The sequence below is a fragment of the Lysinibacillus macroides genome, assembly GCF_001281525.1.
Taxonomy (GTDB): Bacteria; Bacillota; Bacilli; order Bacillales_A; family Planococcaceae; genus Lysinibacillus; species Lysinibacillus macroides.
Map to the genome: position 1 here is coordinate 655,614 of NZ_LGCI01000005.1, position 26,723 is coordinate 682,336.

Below are 26,723 nucleotides of genomic sequence, written 5' to 3' on the forward strand. Positions count from 1 at the left end.
AAGGTGCATACTAACGATAATGAGCAACGGATGTCATTAATTCATGAATAAAAAATTATTGCGAATACTCTAAAAACAAATGTGAAATTTGTTTTTCTTTAATAATACCTAAAAGTATGACATAATTTTCACAGATTAGCGGGAACCATAACCCTATTCATTTGAACGAGATCAAATATTGATATAATGATTAATGTGAAAGAAAACTAGAGGTGAAAAAATGGAAAGATTACAAAAGGTGATTGCTTATGCAGGAGTTGCCTCAAGGCGAAAGGCAGAGCAATTGATTGTAGAGGGCAAGGTAAAGGTAAACGGTGTAGTAGTGCGTGAGCTAGGCACAAAGGTATCGAACGCTGATACAATTGAAGTGGAAGGAGTAAAGCTTGAGAAGGAAGATAAGGTTTACTACTTACTGTATAAACCACGTGGGACTATTTCGGCTGTGACAGATGATAAAGGACGCAAAACTGTCACAGATTTATTTCATCATATTCCGCAACGTATTTTCCCAGTTGGTCGTCTTGATTATGATACATCTGGCTTATTGTTATTGACAAATGATGGTGAATTTTCCTATATGTTAACACATCCGAAGTTTAAAATTGATAAAACCTATATTGCGCGTGTCAAAGGAGTTCCAACGATTGAAGGGCTTAAAAAGCTTCAGCGAGGCATTAAATTAGAGGATGGTAAAACAGCACCAGCCAAAGTGAGTATGACATCCTTTGACGAAAAGGCTGGCAAGGCCATCTGTGAAATTACGATTCATGAGGGACGAAATCGCCAGGTTCGTCGCATGTTTGAGGCAATTGGTACACCTGTTGTGAAGCTAAAACGTGAGCGCTTTGCTTTTTTAGATTTATACGGCCTTGCGCCAGGTGAATACCGTGAGTTGACAAAGCATGAGGTGAAGCAACTGCGTGTGTTAGCTGAAACAGGAAAACTCGATTGATCGAACGCTGCCCATAAAATGTGAGATTACTGTGAAGTTTTCACTTTCATTGTGTTGAAAACGTTCATAAATCATTCATAAATAAACGCTAAGTGTTTTTAGAGCATTTTGCTATAATAGGTGATAATAGGACACATATGTCATATTTCATCTAAAAATGCTATAGCATGTATAAAGACGTAGATATAATAAAAAAGTTCGATGACGTCTTTTATTGAAAAATAGGCAATGGGGGGTTATTAGCTTGGAAAAAAAGAAAAAACGTCTTGTACTCCGCACTGTTATTTTGGCAGTTTTAGCATTAGCAATTGGGTACACGGTTTATGGAACAGCAACAAAAGAAAAAGTAGAGTTAGTGGCAGTTGGCTCTGAAGCACCTGATTTCACGTTAATCGATTTAAACGGCGAAAAGCATAAATTGTCGGATTATAAAGGACAAGGAGTATTTTTAAACTTCTGGGGAACTTGGTGTAAGCCTTGTGAGAAGGAAATGCCTGCAATGGACAACCAATATCAAGAATTTAAAGACCAAGGTGTACAAACCTTAGCGGTGAATATTGCCCAAACAGATTTTGAAGTACAAAACTTTGTTGATCGACATAATTTGTCATTCCCAGTAGTCATTGATAAAACAAAAAGTGTGATGACAGCTTATAATGTTGGTCAATTACCTGCTACTGTATTAATTGATCCAGATGGTAAAGTGACAAAAATTATTACAGGTGAAATGACAGAGGAACATATTGCTTCGTTCATGGAATCAGTGAAACCAAAATAAGGAGTAAATGACGATGGAAAAAATCATTTGTGCTTGTGGTCATAGTAACCCATATGGCACGAAGCTCTGTGAAAAATGTGGTCGTCCTTTAACTGAAGAAGAGAAGCAAAATAAAGTTGTGGATATGCGCTATGATGGCATGGCGATTCGATCTAAAACTTATAACAAATCAATTATTGATAAGATTTGGAATTTCTTTTCGAGTGTTAAAGTTGGTATAGCCTTAATTATTATCACATTAATTGCTGCTTCAATCGGCACATTGCTACCACAAGAATTTTATGTAAAAGCTTCTGATATGGAGAAGGGTGCTTATTACGAAGATGTATATGGTGTATTTGGTAAAATTTATTACGCATTAGGTCTTTCAGATTTATATAGCTCCTGGTGGTTCCAAATTTTAGTTGGTATGCTAGCTGTCTCCATTATTGTAGCGAGTCTTGACCGAGGAATACCGCTGCATAAATCATTAAAGAACCAACGTGTGAAAAGACATGAAAGCTTTATGAAGCGTCAACGTATTGTGGCAGAAGGGCAAGTAACGGCTGGTACTGAAGAAACGCTTGATAAAGTTGCACAAAAAATGACGGAGATGAAATATGCTGTTCGTCGAGATGGTAGCGCTCTCTTAGCGGAAAAAGGACGCTTTTCTCGTTACGGTCCGTACATAAACCATGTGGGGCTTATTATCTTTTTAGGTGGAGTCATGCTACGTTTGCTCCCAGGCTTCTATGTGGATGAATCCATCTGGGTGCGTGAAGGTGAAACACGTGCTATTCCTAGCATGGATGGTTATTTTATTGAAAATCGTGATTTTATTTTAGAGACCCATGATAATGAGCCACAGGGAGAGCAAGTAAAACAAGGTGTGAATGTGGTAGCAAAAAACTTCCAAACAGATGTTACACTGTATAAGCAGCCGGAAGATGCACTACCTGGAGATACGGAAAATTTAGAAAAAGTGAAAGACTATTCGATTCGTGTTAATCATCCTTTGAAGGAAGATGGCTTTGCCCTTTATCAAATGGACTATCGCTTAAATGAATTAAAGCAAATGAACTTTGAATTAGTGCATAAAACAACAGAAGAATCACTTGGTAAGGTGGAAATTGATTTAACAAATCCTAAAAAAGAGTATGATTTAGGCAATGGCTCTTCTGTGCAGATTCTTGTCTATACACCGGATTTTGATGGCTTTGAAAATGGTGAGCCACGAACAAAAACGTCTGTGCCAAATAATCCAGCATTTTTATTTAAAATGACAACACCAGAAACGCCAGAGGGTGAAGTAAGCTTTGTAGAAATTATGCAACCGCCTTTAGAGCCGCTTGGTGAAAATCAGTATAGAATGAAGTTTGCTGAGGCAGAGATGCGTGATATGTCAGGTATTACGGTACGTAAAGATAAAACCATTCCGATCATATTTATTGGCGGTGCTATTTTTATGCTTGGTGTGGTTATTGGGTCTTACTGGAATCATCGTCGTTTATGGCTTCAAGTGGAACCAGACGGTCGTGTGTTAATGGCTGCCCATGTCAATAAAAATATGTTTAGCATGAAAAAAGATTTAGATGCTGTTACGGCATTTGCTGCATTACCGTCCTATAAAGATCAATTAGAAAAAGATGAGGATAGCGAAGAGTCCGCAAATGGTAGCATTAAAGAAAAGGAAGGTGACAACACCTGATGAGTTTGATTGATATAAGTGGTAACCTGCTATATGTAGCGTTCGTTGCTTATTTAATGGCGACATTGCTATTTGGTGGATCTATTAAACAAGCGAACGCTACTGGTAAGAATATTGATAAATGGGGTAAGCTTGCTATTGGCGTAACCATTATTGGGTTCTTATCGCAGCTTGGTTATTTTATTACACGTTGGATCTATACAGGACATGCGCCTGTCAGTAATATGTTTGAATTTACAACTGCCTTTGGTATGTTTATTGTTGGTGCGTTTATTTTAATTTACTTTATTTATCGTTTAACGGCTCTTGGACTAGTCGCGTTACCGATAGCACTTTTAATCATTGCGTATGCAGCAATGTTCCCAAATGAAGTAAGCCCATTAGTACCTTCATTACAAAGTCATTGGCTAACGATCCATGTTATTACAGCAGCATTAGGGCAGTCCATTTTAGCGATTAGTGCTGTAGCAGGGCTTATCTATTTATTAAAAGTAGTGGATTTAACAAAGCCCTCTAAACAACGTTTTTGGTTAGAGGCAGTAATGTATAGTCTTGTTGTAGTGATTGGGTTTGTGGCAGTAACCTCTACATTTAATGCAATGGATTATGAGTCTAGCTACACATATATTGATAAAGAAGGAGCGCCTCATAAAATCATTTATAATTTGCCCCCAATTTTTGGGATGCATGAATATGAAGCAATTGAAGAACATGGCATGTCACCAATCGTTGAAATGCCAGCACTTATTAATGCAAAAAAATTAACGACTGTTGTTTGGTCATTCATCGTAGGTTCTATTTTATATGTATTGATTCGCCTAATTGCGCGAAGACGTATTAGTGCTATTTTCCAACCACTTGTGAAACGTGTGAATTTACAATTACTTGATGAGATAGGGTATCGTTCAGTGCTTATTGGATTTCCATTATTCTCTTTAGGTGCTTTAATCTTTGCAATGATTTGGGCACAGATTGCCTGGAGTCGTTTCTGGGGATGGGACCCAAAAGAGGTATGGGCTCTTATTACATGGCTATTCTATGCGGCATTCCTGCATTTACGTCTATCAAAAGGCTGGGAAGGTCGAAAATCTGCTTGGTTAGCATTAATTGGTTTTGGGATTATTTTATTCAACCTAATTGCTGTTAACTTAATTCTTGCAGGTTTACACTCTTACGCGTAACTTGTGACACAATAAGCCTTTTCGCCACAGCGAAAAGGCTTTCTTTTCTTTTCAATATGTGTCACACCATGTACAATAGAAGGTAGAGAAAGATTAGAAGAGAGGGATCGTGAAAGTGTCAGAAAATATTTCAGTATTAGTAGTAGACGATGAGGATCGTATTCGCCGCTTATTAAAAATGTACCTAGAGCGAGAAGGATACCTTGTTGACGAGGCAGAAAATGGTGAACAAGCGATCGAAAAATCTTTAGAAAAAGAGTATCACTGTATTTTACTCGATATTATGATGCCCGAAAAAGATGGGCTGGAAGTGTGTGCAGAAATTCGAGAACGAGCAACAACACCGATTATTTTATTAACTGCAAAAGGTGAGGAAGCGAATCGTGTACAAGGCTTTGAGCTTGGCGCAGATGATTATATTGTAAAACCATTTAGTCCTCGTGAGGTTGTGTTACGTGTGAAGGCTATTTTACGCCGTTCACAAGCCTTCTCACCAGCAACAAATGCATCTTCTTCAAAGGATTTAGTGGTATTCCAGCATCTGATGATCGATCATGATGCACATCGCGTGACAGCGGAGGGCATTGAGGTGAATTTAACACCAAAGGAATATGAATTACTCTACTTCCTAGCAAAATCGCCAGACAAAGTATTTGACCGTGAACAATTACTAAAAGAGGTTTGGCACTATGATTTCTTTGGGGATTTACGTACAGTCGACACACATGTGAAGCGCCTACGTGAAAAGCTTAATCGTGTGTCAGAAAACGCTGCCAAAATGATTGTGACAGTTTGGGGCGTTGGTTACAAGTTTGAGGTTGTCAATGAATAGAATATGGAACAGCGTTGTCGGGAAGCTATGGGTAACCATATTGCTTCTCGTTTCATTTGTATTATTTGTTTTCACGGTATTAATGCTTGAGTTTCTTCAAAACTATCATATGCAGCAAGCAGAAATGTCTTTACGTCAAACGGCTGCAACAGTTGCAAGTATCGTAGATGATAATGAAACAACTGAATCTACTTCCGCGTTGTTAAAGGATATTTTGCCTACAGGTACTAACGCACTTATCGCTATTCGTGATAATGAAGTATCCTTTGCGATGCAGGAGGGTGTCAATAAAAAAGAAATACAAGAGACAATCTTAGCAAATCGCTCATTTCATGAAATTTTTAAATCAGATCAACCCATCATCAAGGAAATGATGATGCCATCCTCTGCGGAGCAAGAAAAAATGGAATCCTATGTTGTGCTTGGCTTTCCATTGAATGTGGAGAATGCTGTACACGGTGCTGTTTTTATTTATCAAAGTCCAGATGCATTACATAAAACTTCTAAGGAAACAACGAAAATTGTCTTTTTAGCCGCTTTTATCGCATTTGTGTTAACGACATTTTTTGCGTTTTTCCTATCTTCACGTATTACATCGCCACTTAGAAAAATGCGAGAGCTAGCATTTGAAATTGCGAAGGGGAATTTTGAAGCGAAAATGCCAACAGCTCAAAACGATGAAATTGGTCAGCTTGCGGTTGCCTTCAATCAAATGGGGCGTCAATTAAAGCATAATTTAGAGGTGATTAATCAAGAAAATGAACAGCTATCGAATATTTTAACATCGATGACAGATGCAGTAATTACCTTTAATCGTGACCGTACAATTCTGTTAAGCAATCCACCAGCAGAACGCTTAATGCAAAAGTGGTTTGTCAATAAAGGCTCACAAAGTGCAAAGCCAATTCCACCTGAGCTCTATCATATGCTTGATCATGTGTTAATGTTTGAGGATAAGCTGGAAGAGGAAATTGAAATGGACGGTAGCTATTACACATTTACGATTAGCCCTCTTTATAGCGGTGAAATGATACGAGGAGCTGTTGCTGTTATTCGTGATATGACAGAGCAGCATCGCTTAGAAAAGCTGCGATCCGATTTTATTGCCAATGTTTCTCATGAGCTTCGTACACCTATTGCCATGCTTCAAGGTTATTCAGAAGCACTAATGGATGATGATTTTATTCAAGACCAGGAAGAGCGCAATGAAATTACAAAAATTATTTATGATGAATCGAAACGAATGGGACGTCTTGTGACCGATCTATTAGATTTGGCACGTATGGAATCAGGACATATGACACTGTATAAAGATGAATTGCCTATTAATTCTACATTCGAACGAATTACACAAAAATTTGCACAGGTGGCTAAGGAAAAGCATGTTCGCTTGGTTTTTGACAGTGAATTTAATGATGATGCTATGATTAATATAGATGAGGATCGTATTGAACAAGTGCTGACAAATTTAGTGGATAATGCACTTCGACATACAGATAAGGGAGCGGTCACTGTAAAAGTAGAGCAGGAGCCAACCTTTGCAAAAATTTCTGTACAGGATACAGGACATGGCATCCCTCAGGAAGATTTACCTTATGTTTTTGAGCGTTTTTATAAGGCAGATAAGGCACGTACGCGCTCTAAAGGTGGGACAGGGCTTGGCTTAGCCATTGCTAGAAATATTGTGAAGGCACACTCAGGCAATATTATGGTAGATAGTGTGCTGAAGGAAGGCACAACCTTTACGTTTTATTTACCGTTCGATTAATAACGTGATTACTATTAATTGGCTGTAACTTCTGTGAACGTAAAACGACAAATATTATAGAACGGGGGTGGAGTGCTTTGAATGACTCCGTGTTCCATCGACTATACGATGCATATCATCAAGACGTGTTCCAGTTTCTAATATACTTAGTAAAAAATCGTACACTTGCTGAAGATTTGGCGCATGAAGTGTATGTCCGCGTGTTGCGATCATATGACCAATTTGCAGGCAATAGCAGTGAAAAAACATGGCTATTTGCCATTGCGAAAAATGTTGCCATTGATCATTTTCGAAAACAAGCAGTGCGTCAAAAGCATTCACTTGATTTCTTTGACTGGGAAACGGAACAGCTCCATTCAACCACACCATCACCGGAAGATATGCTACAGGCCAGTGATGAATTTATACAAGTAGAATCAGCTCTTGAAAAATGTACGGGTGATCAAAAAATGGTCATTATTATGCGCTATTTTCAGGATTTATCGATTGCAGAAACTGCACAAATATTAGATTGGACAGAAGCAAAGGTAAAAACAACGCAGCATCGTGCCATTAAGTTTTTAAGGCAACAGCTACAGCCGATTAAAGAACAGGAGGCGAAACGGCAATGACGCATAAGCAATTTGATGACGAACACCTTGAACATGTATTACACAATGCCCCTAAGCTTTCTGACCACCGTTCTAAAGAAGAGCTATTAAATCGGTTATTGGCGGATGCTCGCTTGCAAGATAATGTTCACCTACAAGAGGCTATACAACAACCAATAGAAGATGAACAAGATCAGCAGGATCATTCTGCAGGACAAGAACCAACAACACGATCGAAGCTTCGTCAAATGTAGATTTTTATGAGCGTTGCAGCGGTTTTTGCGTTAACGATACTTGTAGGCTCCGTATTGATGAATAACAAGGCTGAGCAAAAAGATGAGGCTAGCACTGCTGAAACAGCTCAGTATGCAGCTACACCAGAGAGCGATGCTGTAGAGGAAAGCGCTGTTGCAAAGGATGCTTCTACATCAAACGAGGCGTTTCAGTCCAATATTGTAAAAGAGCATGAACGCTTTTTATCCTTACGTTCATCTGTCTATGAGGATGATTTAACGGATGCTGTTGCTTTCCGGATTGGCTTGGCAGGACGTGACGCAGAAAGTGTCCCAATGACCTATGTAATCCCCAATGAGCGTGTAGCAGCTGATTTTGAAGGAGAAAAGCCTTCTACCTTACAGATGTATGAAAAATACGCTCCTCAAATTGATGAGGAAGCAAAGGGCTTTACAGATTATCATCCTTATAAAGGCGAGCTAAAGGAAGAAGAGGATAAGCTTGTCCATGTATTGCCGAAGGAAAATGACTATGATGTAGCGACAGCTACCGAAAATGAGTATAAAGGGACGTTGGAAGATACATTCTCCGACTCTGAATATACAGAACTTGAGATTCAAAATGAAGACGGGACACCCTATGAGTTTTCACAAGAAGGTACACCAAGTTTAGCAATGTCCTTAACAGGCCCTAAACACTTTAATTATTATTTATACAAAGATGAAAATGGAGGCGAATATCTATCACCGGATTTCCGCCAGACATTCTCAACGGTGACAGAGGCATTATCACAAATGAAAAATAAAAATGATGATGTCTATATACCTGCTGTTCCTGAAAATATCACATACACCGTAAAAGAGGAAACGGCAGGGGTTGTTGTTACATTCGATCTACCGCTTGATTTAACAGCCATGGAAGCAGTTCGTGCTACACAGTTAATTGAGGCAATGATGCTGACGGCTGCTAGCTTTGATCAACAACTGCGTTTGGACAATGTTATTCAAGAAAGCTGGGAAGGATTTGATTTAACAAATTATTTGCCAAAGCCCGTAGGACCAAATAAGCAGTACATGGAAGAAGAGTCAAAGAAGTAAAGTAAAAATGGGGCATTCTCACAATAGGAGAATGCTCTATTTTCATTTTGGGTGCTGACTATGCATCGGATACACAAAATATTACTAAATTTTGGTAAATATTCCGAGCGATAGCAAGAAGGCTTAGATGCAATTGATTCACAATACATACAAATCTAATAGGATTTTTTTAAGCAGAACTATTTACTTTTTCCTCATAATTATTTATAGTAAAGTTGTAGTATAAAATAATATGATTCATCTTCGGGGCAGGGTGAAAATCCCGACCGGCGGTAATAGAGTTATAAATCGTTAATGATTTTTCATTAACTTGAGAGGTTTATGCTAAACTCTTCAGCCCGCGACCTGTGTAAATTTATTTGCATGGCTGACTTGGTGTAATTCCAAGGCCGACAGTTACAGTCTGGATGGGAGAAGATGGAGGTACGATCGTCATTCATTGTTATGAAAATTTAACTATAGACGAACGCTTTTTTAGTATGTCTTTATCGAAAGTGTTCAAAAATAGTTAAAGCTGACGTTTATTAGTCATGCCTTTCTCCCTTATGCTTCGTGCATAGGGGTTTTTTTATATGAACAATGAGTGGGCAGATCGTCACCTTTCTTCTTGCGAGATTGAATCAGCAAAGAGGAGAGAGTTTTCTATGAAGAAAAATGTTAAACTTCAATCGTTTATTACGATTGGCATGCTGAGCAGTATTTCATTTTTATTAATGTTGTTTAATTTCCCAATTCCACCATTCCCGGCATTTTTGGAAGTAGATTTTAGTGATATGCCTGCATTATTAGCAGCTATCACAATAGGCCCGGTGGCTGGCATTCTAGTAGAGCTATTTAAAAATGTGTTGGACTGGATTTTCTCAGGTACGCCAACTGGTGTTCCAGTAGGGCATATCGCAAACTTTACCACAGGTATTTTATTCATTTTACCAGTAAGCTTTATTTTTAATCGCTTTAAATCCATGATAGGTCTAATGGGCGGTTTAGCGACTGGAACGGTTGTAATGGCAGTAGGAATGAGCTTTTTAAACTATGCTGTATTTTTACCAATGTACACATATTTCTTAGGAATGGAACCAGTTGTTGGTGAGTCACTTTACAAAATGATTATCGCTGGAATTTTACCATTTAATATTGTAAAAGGTATTTTATTAACGGCTATTATGGCGTTACTATTTACAACAATGCGTAAATGGATCGACCGCCAGCGCGCGATGTATATAACAAAATAAAGAAAATGGACCTCAGGCATATGGTATGCTTGAGGTTTTTTTATGTGGATGAGGTGAAGGGGTGGATAGAGTGCGTAGACTGACGGATAGAATTGTGAAAGTGTAGGATAGAACTTCAAAATTGATGGATAGACGGGCTCAAAAGCGAAGCCCTCCCTAGGCGAGTGTGCTATTTTCATGTAAAATAGGAATGAGTTTAGCATGTTTGAGGAGATTGAAGAGATGAGTGAAAAAAAGGGACAATGGTCTAGCAAATTAGGGTTTATTTTAGCGTCAGCAGGTGCTGCCATCGGTCTAGGAGCGATTTGGAAGCTACCGTATGTAACAGGACAAAGTGGGGGAGGTGCATTTTTCCTAATCTTTGTGCTATTTACATTATTAATCGGCTTACCAATGTTATTATCTGAATACATTTTAGGGCGGGGTACACAGTCAGAGGCAGTAACCGCCTATAAAAAAATTGCGCCAACCAAACTAGGCTGGGCTTGGATTGGCCGTCTGGGTGTGCTTGGCTGTTTTTTACTATTAACGTTCTATAGTGTTGTAGGGGGCTGGATTTTTATTTATAGCGGACTTGGTATAAGTGGTGCTGTGATTGACCCTGCAACGGATCCAACTGAACTATTTGGCAAGGTTATTGGAACACCTTGGATTACATTAGTAGGACTAGTTTTATTTACGCTAACGAATGTACTTGTTATATCATTAGGCGTACAAAATGGTATTGAAAAGGCAAATAAATGGATGATGCCATTGCTTTTCATCATGTTCTTTGTGCTTGTTGTACGCGCAGTGACATTAGATGGTGCGTTGGAGGGCATTAAATTCTTTTTATGGCCTGATTTCTCGAATATTACAGGAAGAGCATTGCTAGAGGCATTAGGACAATCCTTCTTTGGTTTAGCTGTTGGATTTTCTTGCCTTGTAACATATAGCTCCTATTTAAAAAAGGATGTAAGTCTGCCGAATTCAGCAGGGTCTGTGGTGGTACTGACAGTGCTTGTCTCATTTTTAGCAGGATTAGCAATTTTCCCTGTCGTCTTTGCCTTTAATTTAGAGCCTACAGCTGGGCCTGGTTTGTTATTTATGGTGCTACCAACTGCATTTGGTCAAATGCCATTTGGCGAAGTATTTTTAGCGATGTTTTTATTGTTATTTTTATTTGCCACATTAACGTCTTCATTTAGCTTATATGAAATTATTGTAGCGGCATTTATGGAAATTAGTCAGAAATCTCGTCTGCTGTTGACAGTTTTACTAGGTATCATTGTATTTCTGGCAGCGATTCCAGCGGCGCTTTCCTCTAGTGTGTTAGCAAATGTAACAATTTTTGAGAAAAGTATTTTTGATGCCACTGATTTTTTAGTATCAAACTTAATGCTCCCATTAGGAAATCTATTAATAGCCATTTTCCTTGTCCATGTGGTGGATAAAGAATTTGTGAAAAAAGAATTATTGATGGGGAGTCAGTTGGGGCAAGGCTATTATTCAACATACCGTATATTAATGTTAGTGGTAGTACCCATTGTGATTGTCTTTGTACTAATCAATATGCTTTTGCAATATTAAAGAAAATAGGGTGTATTCCTTCTCCTAGGAATACACCCTATATGGGGCAACAATAGCGTTAATAATCGTTAAGTGATAGCTCACCTAGCCAATCTTCTTTAATCATCTTTCTTGCCTGCTCCTCGCTTTTTGCAATCGGGAATACTTTATCGACCTGCGAAATAGCAAACAAGTTGCGAATGAAATCATCGACGACGATAATGGCGATTTTCTTTTCTTTTACAGATACCTTTTTGGCAAAATTCACAATCATACCAAAGCCGGTACTATCAATATTCGTTACCTTTTGCATATCAATAATGTACCCATGCTTTGTGTTTAAATTAAGTGCTTGGAGTTCCTTTTTTATATCTTCAATTAGCCCGTATTCTAAATCACCAGTAAACGCAATCAAAATATAATCAGTCTTTGTGCCAATGTCCATCGCAATTTTCTTCTGATTCATACTATAGCGCCTCCATTTTCTTTTTCTTGTAAAACTTCGAGCTGTCAGCGAAAGGGGTCTTATGCCAACGCTACAAGTCTTCTAAAAATTTAAAACTTAAATTTATTCACTTCATGTTGCAATTTACCAGCAATTGATGATAACTCATCTGAATTTTGCGTAATTTCTGCAACTGTTGCATATTGCTCTTCAGATGTTGCGGCAATTTCCTCTGTTGCTGCTGCGGAATCCTCAATAATACGAGAAATATCCTGAATAGCCTGCTGCACACCTAAGGAATTATTGTTGACATTCGTAAATGCAGTTTTCATTTGCTCAACACCTTCTTCTGTTTCAACAACCTTCTCCACAATTTCTTTTAAGGCACTTCCTCCTTTATTAATAATGGTTACTTGCTCTTCTACAGCCAATAGATTACTTTCCATCGTTCTTACGGTTACAGATGTTTCAGCCTGAATATCATTAATAAGATTTGTAATTTGTCCAGCTGCTAAACTCGATTGTTCTGCGAGCTGTCGTACCTCTGATGCAACAACGGCAAAGCCTTTTCCTTGGTCACCTGCTCGGGCTGCCTCAATCGCTGCATTTAGTGCTAGGAGGTTTGTTTGCTCTGCTATGCCAGTGATAACAGTAATAATGCCACCAATTTCTTCAGAACGTTTACCCAACTTTTGGATAGAATCAGTTGCATATGACACAGTTTTTGTAACATCGCTTAAATGCTTAATTGCTTCATTGATGGCTTCTTCCCCTTTACGGGCGATCTGCGTTGATTCAATTGCACTATTTAAAGTAACTTCGGCCTGTTGTAAGCTGTTGGACACTTCTTCAATCGTTTTTTGCATCATGGAGACGATTTGTTCAGCCTGATCAGATTGAGTCGTTGTACCAACTGCGATTTCATTCATCGTTAGTGCGATTTGGTTAGAAGCCTCACTTGTTTGATGTGAGGATTCGGCCAAAGAATGTGAGGAGTTGGCAACTTGATTGGCACTACTAGCAACGATTGATATCGTCTCAGTTAACTGATTTTTCATATGACTAAAGGCACGTGCTAAATCAGCAATCTCATCTTGACCTTTAGGGTTTAATAATTTTACATCTAAATTCAAATCTGCTAGTTCCTTGGCATTTGTACTTAGAATATTAATAGGATTAATAATTTGCTTTTGTAAAAACCAACTAATTCCGCTGATCATGATAATGGCAATTACTAAGGACACTGCTACATTTTCAAGCGCAGATTTTGTGGCAATGCTGACATAGGGAGCAGTAGGAACAGCAGTCGCCCATACACCAATCACTTCCCCTTGACGATTTAAAATCGGATCATAGGCGGCTTGATGCATGTTTCCTAAAACAGTTGCCGAACCGATAAAACGTTTTTTTTCACCTAATACAACAGTCGCAACTTCATCAGATACTTTTGTATTTAATGCACGCTGACCATTTTCAACTACATTTGTACTAATGCGCGTATCGTTTTGAAAGATAGATACAGCATTCCCATTTGTAAGCTCGCCAACTTTATCAGCTACCTCAAAGTTTTCTACCATATTAACATCGCCTTTATAGAGCTGATCATTTTGGATAGACCAATCTCCAGGATACTTCGCATCTAAATATTCATAACTTACCTGAATATCTGATAACAGCTTTGTATCGGCACTTTCTAAAAGGTTACTTTTAGCAATAAAGAAGTTTATGCCTGCTAATAGGGTTGTAAGTAATAGAATACAGCCAAATATAAGCAGATTTATTTTTTTTCGGATAGAAAGTTTCATGAAAATACCTCCAAATTTGCGTTATAGATGAATTTTTTTTGAAATACCAACTAAAAATTTTGTCTCAGAAATATTTTCAAACCAAAGATGGTCGACCATCTTTTTAACAAAAAATAAACCACGGCCCCGATCGGAATAATCGAGTTTGTTTAAATCAAATTGTAGAATACTATCCCACTCACTTTCAGCAATCCCCTTAGCTTCATCTGTGACGGTTATTGTTATTTCCTCAAGGGATTGCATTACATGTATTTGAATCTCTTTTTTCGTGCATGTTTCTATTTTTCCCATAGCCTCAATAGCATTTATGACTAATTCATGAACAACAAAGCGTAATTCTCGTTTATAAGGTAGATTGTATATATTTGTGTAATTCTCCATAACTTGATCAATAAAGGCTATAGCATGTATATCAGGATTTACATTGAGCGTGAATTCCATCATCAATCACCTACCCTGTAATGTAATGGTTATTGAAACGACTGTTATATCATCAGTGTAATCATTATCAAATAAATTATATTCTTGAGAGAATTTTTGCAATGCATAGCTATTATCTTGTGAAGCATACGTATAGAAAAAGTCCATATCAATTGAATTTTGCTCATTTACTGTCAATAGGCCATCCGTATAAAGAATAATACGATGCCAACCTGATAAAGGTATCATTTTTTTATTTATTTGAATAGTAGGGAATAGTCCGAGGATAGGCGTATTCGATGGAAGGAATACCGTTTCTCCGTATTTTCCAAATAAAAAACCAGAAGGATGAGCCGCGTTCACATAGTGTAAAGTTCTGTTTTTTGTGTCTATCAGGATGTAGATCGCAGTCATTAAAAATCGATCCATATCTTCATCCGAAAATAGTTCATAAATTTGGCGGTTAAGCTCCTGAATGGCTGCTACTGGATCAATCAATTTTGTAATAATGCCCTTTAAGAGAGAGCGAATAGACATAGTAACGAGTGACGCAGCGATGCCATGCCCCATTGCATCATACAGAAGAACGCCCGTTAAATGGTCATTAATTTTAAACCAGCAATACATATCACCACCCAATGTATTGGATGTTACATAAAGTCCATCAATCTGAACATATTCGAGATTTAATGGGGGAGATAATGCATTCTTTTGGAACTTTTTTGCGACAAATAAATCCTTTTGAATCATACTTTCTTGCTGTTTTCGTAACTTAGCCTCCTGGTGATATTTTAAGGCGACTTGAATGCGCGTCTTAAATTGGGTGAAATCAAATGGCTTTAAAATAAAATCGAAAATACCAGCTTCAAAAGCTCTATCAATTGTAACGGTTTTTTCGTAAGTTGTAGATAGCAGAATAGGGACATCAATCCAGTTTTTCAATGCGTGAATGTGCTGGCAAATTTCCTCGCAATTTTTAAGCGTCATTTTAACATCAAGTATAATTAATTCTAGCTCTTCTTTTAAAGAAGAATTGAATAAATAATTCATTGCAGCCTCAGGTGTTGAAAAGCAATGAATATTTTGAATGTCGATACGATGAAAATATTTTTGCAGACGCAATACATCATTACTCACGTTGCCAATAATTAATACTGACATGCTTACTAATTTCACCGCCTTATGTATCTTTCATAGAAGAATTCTAGGAATCTGATGTAACAATTTCTGACTATAAGTATATACGCCATATTTACTTCGCTCATGAATAAAATAAAAATTCTAATTTGCTATAAATTTACCAATAAATATGGCATTATACAAGACTTTTGTGATATAAAGTGAAACTAAATCGATGAAGATTCTCTTTATTTTCACTGATTATTCCTTTTCGTCTATTAGGAGTCTTTATTTCTTTGCTATTACTGGCTTTTGGGCATCGTATGAGATGGAAAATATAAGTTGAAAATCATTACCTATAGAAATAAATTTAAAATGGTAAAAAAACACATATGATAAGACTGTCTGAGAATATTTGTAATCGAACCAACGCTCATTCATCTTAAAAAGACATTAATATCTTCGAAAAAAACAATGTAATAAAATATAACATAAATATTGCGTAAATATTATTTTTAATGTAATTTAAAAGCAGTTATTTATAAATGATGTTAATTTAAATTACATTGGAGTGGTGAAGAATGAAACATTATACGAGAGAAGATATTATACGCCGAGTAAAGGAAAAAAATGTGAAGTTTATTCGCCTACAATTTACGGATATATTAGGGACAATTAAAAACGTAGAGGTTCCTGTTAGTCAATTAGAAAAAGCATTAGACAATAAAGTGATGTTTGATGGCTCCTCTATTGAAGGCTTTGTGCGTATTGAGGAATCGGATATGTATTTAAAGCCTGACTATGATACATTTGTTATTTTTCCTTGGACAGCAGAGAAGGGCAAGGTAGCACGTTTTATTTGTGATATTGCTCGACCAGATGGTACACCTTTTGAGGGTGATCCCCGTTCCAATCTAAAGCGTGTCTTAAAGGAAATGGAGGAATTAGGCTTTACATCATTTAACCTAGGGCCAGAGCCAGAATTTTTCCTTTTTAAGTTGGATGATAAAGGGCATCCAACGCTTGAATTAAATGATAGCGGTGGTTATTTTGATTTAGCACCAACTGATCTTGGTGAGAATTGTCGCCGTGATATCGTTCTGGAACTAGAGGAAATGGGCTTTGAAATTGAAGCTTCTCATCATGAGGTAGCGCCTGGTCAGCATGAGATTGACTTTAAGTATGCAAGTGCCATTGAAGCATGTGACAATATTCAAACATTCAAGCTTGTTGTCAAAACAATAGCTGCCCGACATGGATTACATGCGACATTTATGCCAAAGCCATTGTTTGGCGTTAATGGCTCAGGCATGCATTTTAACCTTTCTTTATTTGAAGGTGATAAAAATGCCTTCTATGATGAGCATGCAGTGCTACAATTAAGCCAAACAGCACGTAGCTTTATAGCAGGGCTTATGAAGCATGTGCATGGCTTTACAGCGGTCACGAATCCGCTTGTGAATTCCTATAAACGCTTAGTGCCTGGCTACGAAGCACCTTGCTATGTAGCATGGTCTGCACAAAACCGCTCCCCCCTTATTCGTATTCCTGCAGCACGTGGATTATCAACGCGTGTTGAATTACGTTCAGTGGACCCAGCCGCAAACCCCTATTTGGCAATGGCAGTTATTCTAGCATCAGGTCTCGATGGTGTACGGAAGGATTTAACACCGCCTGATGCGGTTAACCGCAATATTTATAAAATGTCTCGAGATGAACGGGAGCTAAATGGCATTGAGAGCCTGCCGTCTTCACTAGAGCATGCACTTCTTGAATTAGAGATGGATGCTGTAGTATGTGAAGCATTAGGCAATCATATTTTAGATAAATTTACAGCGGCTAAAGAAATAGAATGGGATAAATATCGCACACGCGTTCATACTTGGGAGCGCGAGGAATATTTAACGATGTATTAAAGCAGTTTGTTTGTAACTAATAACATCCACTTCATTATATTGAAAAGTGAAGTGGATTTTTAGTATGTGACAATGGCTTCCTTCTGTTCTATGATTAGAGAAAAGGAGCGTGGACAATGACACAAACAACCCAAGTTGTGACGATACAAAATAATGATATTGTGCAATTTGAATATGATATTAATCGTGCGTTAGTCGATTTAAGTGACTTTTTTATTATTGATATTAAATATAATACTCTTTATATAGGGGAGCAAACCATCATTCATTCGGCTCTAATTATTTATAGCTATCATGAGTGAGCTTTCTCCTACATGATCTTAGCGTGAAATCTGTATATCCCCCTAAATGTAACATTCTTTCCAACTTACTGCTTTCTTTTTACCCTAATGATACACCCTATAACATCATCATTTTCAAAAAATGCTTTTCAATTTTACTGTCCAAAGATAGCATAAAAAGACAGGATAAGCAGCATGAACTAACTTAAGATAGTATCAAGGAGTGAGAGCAATGAGTTGGATTGAGTCGATTCAAAAAGCTATTAATTTTATAGAGGAGCATTTATTAGAGAACATCACCATTGCACAGATTGCACAGGAGGTGAATGCCTCTGTCTTTCATTTTCAACGAACATTTACGATTTTAACAGATATGTCAATTGCGGATTATATACGCCGAAGAAGATTAACATTAGCTGCACAGGAATTAATGAATACAGAGCATAAAATAATCGACCTCGCCTACAAATATGGCTATGAAACTCCTGAGGCTTTTACAAAAGCATTTCGTAAGCAGCATTATGTAACGCCTCGTGAAGCAAGAAAAAGACAAGGAGCATTACAATCATACAATCGCCTGATTATTCAGGTAAGCTTGAAGGGAGCAGAGCCAATGAAGTATAAAATCGTAGAAAAAGAAAAGTTTCAAATTGTTGGTATAAAAAGAACGTATAATTGTCAGGATGGAGAAAACACACGAGAAATTCCGCTATTTTGGCAAGAGGTGAATCAAAATGGCTTCGACTATCAGCTTTTCCAATTAAATAATGGTAATATCCATGGCGTGCTAGGGGTCTGTGTACCAAATACAAGCCAAGGACAAAAAGGCTTTATTGATTACTGGATTGCTACAGATCATGTAGGTGATGCGGAGGAGGGGCTTCTTACAATGGAAGTACCTGCCTCAAAATGGGTGATCTTTGAGGTACATGGCCCTATGCCAGATGCGATGCAAAATACGTGGAAGCAAATTTATTCAGAGTGGCTCCCATCCAATTCATACGAGCCAGCAGGGACGGCTGAGCTTGAGGTCTATCCAAATGAAGATGCCTATGGTCCTGATGCCTACTCTGAAATTTGGATTCCAATAAAATAAGAATAAAATGGATTTGGTCAACAATTCGTTTACAAAATCCATTTTTATTGTTTTATCTAGTAGAAGAGATGGGCCTTTATTGGAAGAGCCGAATAATTGAATTTTTCAATAGCATCCATATTTGGCTTTAAAATATCTGGCGGACTATACAAACTTAGATTTTTTGAATTGCTTGATTCCATTCTGTGTTGGCGTTTATTTTAGCATGTCCACATTCAATTTGATATTCAGAAATGCTAGAGCCGTCATGTAAGGAGAGGGGGACATCCTTTAGACTTGTTGAGGCATTAAGATGGAGTATGACATATTGGATTGGTACAATATTAGGAAGTATTGAGCTCGTGCTGTCTTTTTTTATTTTAGAAGGGTATAAAAGAGCAGCAAACAAGCCCATTAAGTTGCGTGAATTCGGCACGGTTGTAAAAGAGTCGATGCTATTAAAAGTATCATTGCTTTTTATTCTTGCTTATCACATCATTTTTACACTTTACAATAGCCTATGCATATCGAAGGGATTATGACCAGCGGAAATTAGCCTTGTTGCTTTTGTCTTTATGATACCTCCTGAAATTGTTACATTTATGAATGGGAAGTCGTTTATCTTGAAATTGGTAAATGGTGCAGACTGCAGTTAGCCTTTTCAACAGCAACTATTTTTTGTGATGATGGCTAGTATCGAAACGAAGATACTACTCTTCCTTTTACAAATGATAAATGGCTTTGCTTTAGGCTTGTTATTTAAGTGATAGCTGTAGAGAAAATCTCACATGCCAAGTGAGTCACGGTGCTGAGGGCTTATCAGGCTAATTATGCAATCGAAATGTTTGTAGTAGGGCTACTCAATACTTCTTGAGGCTTTAGAAGCCAGCTTTTATTTTTCAAGCTATATATGTAGCTTTTTATTGTCTGGAAAGATAACATCAATTGGAATGTTGTACAACTTGGTCACACAGGGCTTTATGTGAATCCAATTGGTTTTGGCCCAAATGTAGTAGGGGGGGCATAATCTATATCCAAATTTAGATGTGGGAGTGGGTCGTGATTTAGTACGCACAGCGCTTCAATAAGGGGTCAATTTTAATGATACCGCTTTTATCTATGGTCCAAAGCGTTCCGAGCAGCTAATTGGTGAAGTAGTAAAGGAGCAGGGGCATCGAGCGGAAACGATTATTGCGACAAAGGCTGCCCATGTATTAAATCAGGAAAATAAAAAATTTAATAATCATCCTACTTTTTAAAAACGGCTGTGGATGAGGCGGTTGGCGCATTAAAAGAGATAAAGGCTGCCGGGAAAATTCGCGCAATTGGTGTATCTAACTTTTCATTACAGCAATTGCAAGAGGCAAATAAAGATGGCTATGTAGATGTTGTGCGGGGTGAATATAATTTACTGTTGCGTGATGCAGAATATGAGCTATTCCCATATTTAAAGGAACGACACATTTCATTTGTGCCCTATTTCCCTCTAGCATCAGGCTTGCTAACAGGTAAATTTAATGAACAAGCAACATTTGAGGACTTGCGCCAAGGGCTACCGTACTTCCAAAAAGAAATCTTTGCCTCAAATTTGGCAAAGGTAGAGCAGCTTCGTCCAATTGCGGCTGCCAAGAACGTGGAAATCGCCCATCTTGTATTAGCATGGTATTTAACGCAGGAAGTCATCGATCTTATTATTCCAGGAGCAAAACAAGCAGAGCAGCTTTTAAATAATTTAAAAACATTGGATGTATCATTAACGGCTGAAGAAATCCAAATGATTGATACAATTTTTAGTGAATAAATAAGATCATATAAAATCAGGCTACGTTTTAGGATGTAGTCTGATTTCTTTTTTTTTTCCAAAAGGGTTATTTAAGATAGTATCTTGCTGTATCCATGGCTGTGAAATGAAAGATGTTGATAAATAATGTTTTTAAGCTATCTGTATCCAATTTTGTGATACGCTCTTTCATATCTGGAGGAACTGTTCCAAATTTTTATGTTAATAAAAGAATGGATGTTTCGGCTAGTCCTTCTGCTTTGCCTTCTTCTCTGCCTTGAGCCAGCCCTTTTAAAAGTTCTTTTTTCAAGCCTTCTTGACGCCATGTATCTGCTAATGACATAGCAATTTCCTACTTGCTTCGATTTATTAAAGCAGTTCTTTTTCTTAAAAGGAAGGAATGCAATGCCAATATCAACCGTGCAGGATGGTATTTCTAATAGGAGATGTATGATGTGAGCGCTAACTGTATAACTTTTTTACGGGTATATATAATGTAAAATAATTTAAACAGGGCTCTTCATTCAATATATCTTTTAATGAAGAGCCCCTTGCTATTTTATAAGGAAATAAAGAAATGAATGCTAACGCGTGAACATAGATTTGACAAACGTTAAGGATTGTTTAATTTCTTGGTCTAATTGTGCTTCGGAGGCATTTTTACTTAAGTCTCGCCAAACTTTAATATCTTTTCCAACCTGTCCACCCATCTTGACAAATGGTTCCATGACGATAAAGCCATCGTAGTGAATATCTTTTAAAGCATCACCTATCTCTTGCCAATTTAAGTTTCCTTGACCTGGAACCTTTCGATTTCCCTCTCCTATATGTAGATGCCCCAAATGCTCACCTGCTTTTCGAATGGCATCTGGAATGGAGTCTTCTTCAATATTCATATGGAATGTATCTAACATAATTTGCACATTTTCTTTGTTCACTTCACGAACAAAGGCGAGTGCTTCTTCCACATCGTTAATTAGAAATTGCTCAAAACGATTCAATGTTTCTATTAATAAAGTAATGCCCTTTTGTTTAGCATAATCAGCAAGTTCTTTCACACTAGCAATGGAATATTTACGTACTTCTTCTTTATCAAAAGGCTGGGAGTAGTCTACAGGCCAGTAAGAATAAATCGTACCACCTATACGATCTATTCCGGCTATTTCTAATTTATTCAATATATTTTTCATAAATTGAAGCCCTTTTTCGCGTGTTTCCTTGTGAGGTGAACTTATGTCATATTCTTGGGGAATACCAATCCCAGCTGTTAATGAAATTTGCTGTTCCTTTGCTAAATAGTTAAGATGTTCTAGTTGTTCGTTAGAGAGGTTCACTAATCCAAGTGCTGCTACTTCCAAAACATCAAATCCCAGTTTTTTTACCTTTTGAATATACTTTTCAAAAGATGTAGCCCATTCATTTTCCCAATAAGCATAATAAACACCGTATTTCATCACTTACATCCTCCTCTAAAATCATTATGTTACTACATAATAACATTGATATATTTCAACTTAGTGATATAATAAACTATAAGTAAGCGTTTACTAGTTAGTCAAGTCTGAATATTCCAAAATATAAACTAATAGTGAGTAGTAATAGTTTCCCTATTTTATTGAGCCCATGCTCATTATTGGTTGGATGTAGAGGTGAGCGATCCATACCTATCTTTCTTATAAAAAACTAGTTTGTTGGAAGCGAATAAAAAGTTTGCAAAATGTTAATGGAATTAGTAAATCATGAGCCATTTTTTATAGATAATAAAAATTTAGCATTTATATTTGAATTTTATGAATAAAATCTAATTTATACAATAATAAATAAGCATTGTAGAATATGTACTGCTAATATTATCAAATTTATGAAAAAGTACATACATAAATATTCCAGAATACTTTGCTTTTAACTAGAACCTTTATATAAAATAATCTTATGGAAAGCTCCTTTTATAGATGGAATTTTACTAACTAAAAAACGGACTTATTCATTATTAAACAACTGTATTTTGGAGGTATAAATATGGCTCATCAATTAGATAAATCAGTACCCATTCCCTTATATTATCAATTAAAGGAATTGATTCTAAACGACATTAAAGATGGAACATTGCAAGTAGGTGATGCGATACCAGTCGAAAAAGAATTAAGCGCTATTTATGGCATTAGTCGCACAACTGTACGTCAAGCAGTAGCTGAGCTTGTTCAAGAAGGTTGGCTATATAGAGTAAAAAGTAAAGGAACATTTGTAAAAGCGCCAAAAATTGAACAAAGCTTTATTCAAGCACTTGGTTCATTTAATGACCAAATAAGAGATCTTGGGATGACACCACGTACAGAAGTATTGGAATTAGAAGTAATAGATGTTCCTGGATTTGTCTCGGATAAATTAAATATTCCATTAGGCTCAAAAGTTATTTATTTACATCGACGAAGGTTTGCAGATAATGAGCCAATTGTGATGGTTAAAACGTATCTTCCCTATAATAAATGTAAATTTGTTATTGAAAGAGATTTTGTTAAGGAATCTTTATATCCTGTTTTAGGTGAATCTTTAGAAACACAAATACGTAAAATTAGACGCTATATTGAAGCAGTTGAATCGGAAAAATACGATTTTGACTATTTGAATATGGAAAAAGGTAAGGCAGTTCAAAGATTTATTTCAATTGGGTTTAATTATCGAGATGAACCAATCGAATATTCTATTGCACGTTATAGGGGAGATAAGAATAGTTTTGAAATTATTATTACAGCTACTTAAATAGGAGGGAGCAGAAAAGTGGAAAGATATATTTTAGCGCATGATCTTGGTACTTCTGGAAATAAGGCAACATTATTTCATGAATCAGGAAGATTAATAGATAGTTATATTTCTTCGTATCCTACGCACTATTTTAATGAAAATTGGGTAGAACAAAACCCAAATGATTGGTGGAACGCGGTTTGTTTCTCTACTTTGAATATCCTTAAAAACTCAAATATTGACCCACAGCAAATTGAGGTAGTGAGCTTTAGTGGTCAAATGATGGGGTGCTTAGTAGTAGATCAAGATGGCGAGCCATTGCGGCCATCAATTATTTGGGCTGACCAACGTGCAGTTAAGCAGTCAAGTGAATTAGAGAAAGCTATTTCTCAAACAGAGTTTTATCACATTGTTGGACATCGTAACACACCATCTTATGGGATACAAAAATTAATGTGGATACGTGATAATGAGCCTGAAATTTATAACAAAGCCTATAAGACACTAAATGCTAAAGATTATATTGTCTTCAAATTAACAGGTGCCTTTGTTACTGATTATTCAGATGGAAATAGTATGGGCTGTTTTGATTTACATACATTTACATGGTCTAATCGTATTATTGAGGCGAGTGGGATTGATAGCTCGAAACTACCCGACTTACAGCCATCTACTTATCAAGCAGGGGTCATTTTACCAGATGCCGCAAAAGCGACTGGTCTTGCGGAAGGAACAAAAGTTGTGATTGGTGCTGGAGATGGTGTGACAGCAAATATCGGTGCAGGGTCGGTGAGAGAAGGAAAGACATATTGCTCTCTTGGTACCTCTGCATGGGTGACCACGACTTCTAAAAAGCCTATTTTTGATCCAGAAATGCGTATTGTAACATGGGCACATGCTATTCCGGGATACTATGCGCCTAACGGTACCATGCAATATGCAGGTGGCTCGTTCAACTGGATGAAGGAAACACTATGTCAGGCTGAACTACAAGCTGCTGAGCAAACAGGCAGTTCTCCATACGATCTAATCAATCACAAGATTGAAAAGGCGGCTGCTGGTTCAGGGGGTGTTCTATTTTTACCTTACTTTTTAGGAGAGCGAGCTCCGCGCTGGGACGCTGTTTCGAAGGGCAGCTATTTAGGAATTAAATCAGATACTACCCATGAAGAGATGCTAAGAAGTGTTGTAGAAGGTGTTACCTATAATCTAGGGATCATTTATGACATTTTAAAGGAACATATCGATATAGATGAATTGATTTTAATTGGTGGTGGCGCAAAAAGTAAGGTTTGGCGTCAAATTATTGCAGATGTTTTTCAGTTACCTGTCCGTATCCCTGATTATTTGGATGAAGCTGGATCTATGGGAGCGGCAATTATAGGAGGTGTTGGTGCAGGTATGTATGATAGCTTTGATGTTATTGAAAATTTCTTGCATATTCAAGATTCTCAGCAGCCTAATCCACAGTTGATTGAAACGTATCAATTGGCTAAAAGACAATTTGATGACTTCTATTTTGCGCTACAGAAGGTATATGAAAAACATAAATCTGTCTACTAGTTCACACTTATGAATCATTCACTCATCATAAGCAGAAATTGTAAGAGAAGATAGTGTAGGTAGTGCTGTGAATAAATAGCTAAAGCCTATCTTTTGAAAGATGAAATAGATAGGAATTATTTGTCTGTAATTGCCTAAGAACAATAAATATTTAGTATAGCTGAAGGCGTGATAACAATGAAAAAATATTTACTAGGGATTGATATTGGAACCTCTTCCTGTAAAATCACTTTATTTCACTTTAATGGGCAGGTTGTCGCACAAGAGAGTGAAACATATCCCCTTTACTATCCTCACGATGGTTGGGTAGAACAAGATCCAGATGAATGGTGGAATAAAATTGCATTTTGTATTCGCAAAATTTTAACTACTGAAACGATTATAGCGGATGAAATTGCTGGTATAGGGATTGCAGGACAAGGATGGGCAGCTATACCAGTGGATAAAGAGGGAAATTGTTTACGTAAAACCCCCATTTGGCTTGATACAAGAGCAAGAAATGTGTGGAAAGATGTTGAAGGAAACGTCTCAAAGGAAGAAATTTTTAGTATTTCCAAAAACACATGGTCTCCATCTTATACAACACCAAAGTTAATATGGTTCAAGAAGCATGAGCCTAAGCTTTTTGAAGAAACCTATCAATTTCTGCAAAGCAATAGCTATATTGCATTGAAATTGACGGGTGTATTTTCATCCGATAGATGCCAAAATTATGGCTTGCATATTTATGATCCTGTGAACTATGAATATAATGCGCAATTAGCCGTTAAATTAGGCATTCCTTTAGAGAAATTACCACCCATCTATGCTTCCCATGAAGTTATTGGTTATGTACATGATAAGGCCTACGAACAAACAGGCTTAGCTATTGGCACGCCTGTTGTGGCAGGTGGATTAGATGCAGCGTGTGGCACTTTAGGGGCAGGCGTTCTGCAAGCATTTGAAACACAGCTTCAAGGAGGACAGGCAGGTGGGGTAAGCATTTGCTTAGATGAGGTAAAGGCACATCCTGATTTAATTTTCTCTCCTCATGTTATTCCCGATAGGTGGCTTTTACAGGGAGGAACAGTTGGTGGAGGCGGTGCTTTACGATGGTTTAAACAGGAGTTTGGTACACAACAATCATTCCAAGAGTTTACCATGAATGCAGCGCTGATTAAACCAGGGGCTGAAGGTGTGTTATTTTTACCTTATTTATCTGGAGAAAGAAGCCCATTATGGAATCCACAGGCGAAGGGTGTATTTTATGGTTTAAGCTTTGATAAATCGAGAGACCATATGATTCGAGCTGTTTTAGAGGGAGTAGCATTATCAGTGAATCATAATTTACTTGTGGCCCAAGAAGCAGGCGTAGAGATAGAAAAACTGTCTCTTTATGCAATGGGAGGTGCAGCAAATAGTGAATTGTGGATACAAATTTATGCAGATGTGACCAATTGTAAAATAAACGTCCCAGGTTCAGATACAGCAACAACTTTGGGGGCAGCTCTGTTGGCAGGTGTTGGCGTGGGAATTTATTCATCATTTGAAGAGGCTGTTAGTCAAACAATTCAACTGCAAAGGAAGCATATTCCAAATAGCGAGAATGTGACCGTTTATCAGCAAGCGATGACTGAATATTTAAGATTATCAAAGCTACTGTCTGAAGAGATGTATAATGACTATATAAATTCCTAAA

Annotated in this window: 23 protein-coding genes, 1 pseudogene and 1 riboswitch; of the genes and pseudogenes, 18 read left to right on the forward strand and 6 right to left on the reverse strand. The window is 37.3% G+C overall.

Going from position 1 to position 26,723, the window contains the following annotated elements; translation table 11 throughout:
* Nucleotides 1–220 precede the first annotated feature (220 nt).
* The 11 genes from ADM90_RS06055 (at nt 221) to ADM90_RS06100 (ending at nt 11,920) form a co-directional block, all read left to right on the forward strand.
* Nucleotides 221–952, forward strand: a complete 732-nt coding sequence (locus tag ADM90_RS06055) for a pseudouridine synthase (RefSeq protein ID WP_053994128.1) — start codon at nt 221–223, stop codon at nt 950–952.
* A gap of 244 nt (nt 953–1,196) precedes the next feature.
* On the forward strand, nt 1,197–1,730 hold the full coding sequence (gene resA / locus ADM90_RS06060; protein WP_053994129.1) for a thiol-disulfide oxidoreductase ResA: 534 nt from the start codon (nt 1,197–1,199) through the stop codon (nt 1,728–1,730).
* Between the two features lie 13 nt (nt 1,731–1,743).
* On the forward strand, nt 1,744–3,417 hold the full coding sequence (resB, locus tag ADM90_RS06065; RefSeq protein ID WP_053994130.1) for a cytochrome c biogenesis protein ResB: 1,674 nt from the start codon (nt 1,744–1,746) through the stop codon (nt 3,415–3,417).
* Nucleotides 3,417–4,598 (forward strand): c-type cytochrome biogenesis protein CcsB, encoded by a 1,182-nt coding sequence (gene ccsB, locus ADM90_RS06070; protein WP_053994131.1) that lies wholly within the window; start codon nt 3,417–3,419, stop codon nt 4,596–4,598. Before resB ends, ccsB begins: the two co-directional genes overlap by 1 nt.
* Nucleotides 4,599–4,713: 115 nt before the next feature.
* The gene (locus ADM90_RS06075; RefSeq protein WP_053994132.1) at nt 4,714–5,430 is read left to right on the forward strand and encodes a response regulator transcription factor; all 717 of its coding nucleotides are present in this window, start codon (nt 4,714–4,716) and stop codon (nt 5,428–5,430) included.
* Nucleotides 5,423–7,198, forward strand: coding sequence for an ATP-binding protein (locus ADM90_RS06080; RefSeq protein WP_053994133.1), 1,776 nt, complete (start codon nt 5,423–5,425; stop codon nt 7,196–7,198). The genes ADM90_RS06075 and ADM90_RS06080 overlap by 8 nt, the downstream gene beginning before the upstream one ends.
* 77 nt (nt 7,199–7,275) lie before the next feature.
* Nucleotides 7,276–7,809, forward strand: a complete 534-nt coding sequence (sigX, locus tag ADM90_RS06085) for an RNA polymerase sigma factor SigX (RefSeq protein ID WP_053994134.1) — start codon at nt 7,276–7,278, stop codon at nt 7,807–7,809.
* The gene (locus ADM90_RS24975) at nt 7,806–8,042 is read left to right on the forward strand and encodes a hypothetical protein (protein ID WP_235473338.1); all 237 of its coding nucleotides are present in this window, start codon (nt 7,806–7,808) and stop codon (nt 8,040–8,042) included. The genes sigX and ADM90_RS24975 overlap by 4 nt, the downstream gene beginning before the upstream one ends.
* Nucleotides 8,043–8,048: 6 nt before the next feature.
* Entirely contained in the window at nt 8,049–9,119 is a 1,071-nt protein-coding gene (locus ADM90_RS06090) for an RNA polymerase subunit sigma (RefSeq protein WP_235473340.1), read from the forward strand.
* Between the two features lie 235 nt (nt 9,120–9,354).
* Nucleotides 9,355–9,542, forward strand: a riboswitch (FMN riboswitch).
* A 221-nt stretch (nt 9,543–9,763) separates the two neighbouring features.
* Complete coding sequence (locus ADM90_RS06095) at nt 9,764–10,351, forward strand: ECF transporter S component (protein ID WP_053994135.1); 588 nt, start codon at nt 9,764–9,766, stop codon at nt 10,349–10,351.
* A gap of 222 nt (nt 10,352–10,573) precedes the next feature.
* Complete coding sequence (locus tag ADM90_RS06100) at nt 10,574–11,920, forward strand: sodium-dependent transporter (protein WP_053994905.1); 1,347 nt, start codon at nt 10,574–10,576, stop codon at nt 11,918–11,920.
* 58 nt (nt 11,921–11,978) lie between these two features.
* Here the strand turns inward: ADM90_RS06100 and ADM90_RS06105 are convergent, their stop codons facing one another.
* The 4 genes from ADM90_RS06105 to ADM90_RS06120 all read right to left on the reverse strand — a co-directional run bounded on the left by ADM90_RS06105 (nt 11,979) and on the right by ADM90_RS06120 (nt 15,730).
* Nucleotides 11,979–12,365: an STAS domain-containing protein gene (locus ADM90_RS06105; RefSeq protein ID WP_053994136.1), complete on the reverse strand. Its 387-nt coding sequence runs from the start codon at nt 12,363–12,365 to the stop codon at nt 11,979–11,981.
* A gap of 89 nt (nt 12,366–12,454) precedes the next feature.
* Nucleotides 12,455–14,149: a methyl-accepting chemotaxis protein gene (locus tag ADM90_RS06110; protein ID WP_053994137.1), complete on the reverse strand. Its 1,695-nt coding sequence runs from the start codon at nt 14,147–14,149 to the stop codon at nt 12,455–12,457.
* Nucleotides 14,150–14,170: 21 nt separating this feature from the next.
* On the reverse strand, nt 14,171–14,593 hold the full coding sequence (locus ADM90_RS06115; RefSeq protein ID WP_235473342.1) for an ATP-binding protein: 423 nt from the start codon (nt 14,591–14,593) through the stop codon (nt 14,171–14,173).
* Between the two features lie 3 nt (nt 14,594–14,596).
* Nucleotides 14,597–15,730, reverse strand: coding sequence for a fused response regulator/phosphatase (locus tag ADM90_RS06120; RefSeq protein WP_053994139.1), 1,134 nt, complete (start codon nt 15,728–15,730; stop codon nt 14,597–14,599).
* Between the two features lie 539 nt (nt 15,731–16,269).
* Between ADM90_RS06120 and glnA the strand changes: the two genes are divergently transcribed.
* From glnA to ADM90_RS06145, 4 genes and pseudogenes are all read left to right on the forward strand, one after another.
* Complete coding sequence (glnA, locus tag ADM90_RS06125; RefSeq protein WP_053994140.1) at nt 16,270–17,604, forward strand: type I glutamate--ammonia ligase; 1,335 nt, start codon at nt 16,270–16,272, stop codon at nt 17,602–17,604.
* Nucleotides 17,605–17,720: 116 nt separating this feature from the next.
* On the forward strand, nt 17,721–17,906 hold the full coding sequence (locus ADM90_RS06130) for a sporulation protein Cse60 (RefSeq protein ID WP_053994141.1): 186 nt from the start codon (nt 17,721–17,723) through the stop codon (nt 17,904–17,906).
* Between the two features lie 211 nt (nt 17,907–18,117).
* On the forward strand, nt 18,118–18,981 hold the full coding sequence (locus ADM90_RS06135) for an AraC family transcriptional regulator (RefSeq protein ID WP_053994142.1): 864 nt from the start codon (nt 18,118–18,120) through the stop codon (nt 18,979–18,981).
* A gap of 919 nt (nt 18,982–19,900) precedes the next feature.
* A pseudogene (locus ADM90_RS06145) lies at nt 19,901–20,761 on the forward strand (aldo/keto reductase).
* A gap of 196 nt (nt 20,762–20,957) precedes the next feature.
* Here the strand turns inward: ADM90_RS06145 and ADM90_RS25300 are convergent.
* Nucleotides 20,958–21,083, reverse strand: a complete 126-nt coding sequence (locus ADM90_RS25300; RefSeq protein WP_268766604.1) for a hypothetical protein — start codon at nt 21,081–21,083, stop codon at nt 20,958–20,960.
* Between the two features lie 241 nt (nt 21,084–21,324).
* On the reverse strand, nt 21,325–22,194 hold the full coding sequence (locus ADM90_RS06150; RefSeq protein ID WP_053994144.1) for a D-psicose 3-epimerase: 870 nt from the start codon (nt 22,192–22,194) through the stop codon (nt 21,325–21,327).
* Between the two features lie 565 nt (nt 22,195–22,759).
* Here ADM90_RS06150 and ADM90_RS06155 point away from each other — a divergent pair.
* The 3 genes from ADM90_RS06155 (at nt 22,760) to ADM90_RS06165 (ending at nt 26,722) form a co-directional block, all read left to right on the forward strand.
* Nucleotides 22,760–23,500 (forward strand): GntR family transcriptional regulator, encoded by a 741-nt coding sequence (locus ADM90_RS06155; protein WP_053994145.1) that lies wholly within the window; start codon nt 22,760–22,762, stop codon nt 23,498–23,500.
* A gap of 18 nt (nt 23,501–23,518) precedes the next feature.
* Nucleotides 23,519–25,045 (forward strand): xylulokinase, encoded by a 1,527-nt coding sequence (gene xylB / locus ADM90_RS06160; protein ID WP_053994146.1) that lies wholly within the window; start codon nt 23,519–23,521, stop codon nt 25,043–25,045.
* A gap of 177 nt (nt 25,046–25,222) precedes the next feature.
* Nucleotides 25,223–26,722, forward strand: a complete 1,500-nt coding sequence (locus ADM90_RS06165; RefSeq protein WP_053994147.1) for a xylulokinase — start codon at nt 25,223–25,225, stop codon at nt 26,720–26,722.
* Nucleotide 26,723 lies beyond the last annotated feature (1 nt).